The sequence below is a fragment of the Methanobrevibacter filiformis genome, from assembly GCF_001639265.1.
In the GTDB taxonomy this organism is placed as follows: domain Archaea; phylum Methanobacteriota; class Methanobacteria; order Methanobacteriales; family Methanobacteriaceae; genus Methanacia; species Methanacia filiformis.
In genome coordinates this window covers 1-526 of the sequence record NZ_LWMT01000219.1, presented here as the reverse complement: position 1 = coordinate 526, position 526 = coordinate 1, and the positions used below count along the sequence as shown (strand labels likewise).

Genomic DNA, 526 nt, shown 5'->3' with positions numbered 1-526 from the left:
TAACAGCTTCAGGAAATGTAATACTAACATAATCATTATCTATTTCCTTAAATCGATCTTCAAATTCATTTATACGTTGGGACATATTTTTATTGTAAAGCATGATTCTTTTTCTAATGATCTGTATGCTTTCTAAAACGTCAGGATATTCTTTATATTCTTGTTCTTTGATTTTTAGTTCTTTTTTAATTCTTTTAATTGAATTTTTACTTTTATTGTGTAGTAAATTCCATTTTTTCATTAGTTTTAAAGCTTTTAATTCATCACGTGTGATGGTGTAGTGTTTAGATCCTTTAATTAATGCGTCAGTACCGTCAATGAAAATATGGAGAAATTTTAGGATATGGTGGTCATTTAAAACGAGTAATGTGTGTAGAAATATTTTTTTGATGGTAATGGAGTTGCTGTTTGATAAAAATCTGCTTAATGTTGTGGATGATGGTGTTTTACCATTTAGAAATGTTTTTAATATTATATCTGTTTTGCATAAACTAGCTATTTTATCTGTTCTATATTCATCAACTAA

At 26.4% G+C, this 526-nt stretch carries 1 protein-coding gene; it reads right to left on the bottom strand.

Annotated features, from left to right (window positions below; all coding sequences use genetic code 11):
• A partial coding sequence (locus MBFIL_RS11325) for a hypothetical protein (RefSeq protein WP_169805509.1) occupies positions 1–526 on the bottom strand: 526 nt, incomplete at both ends.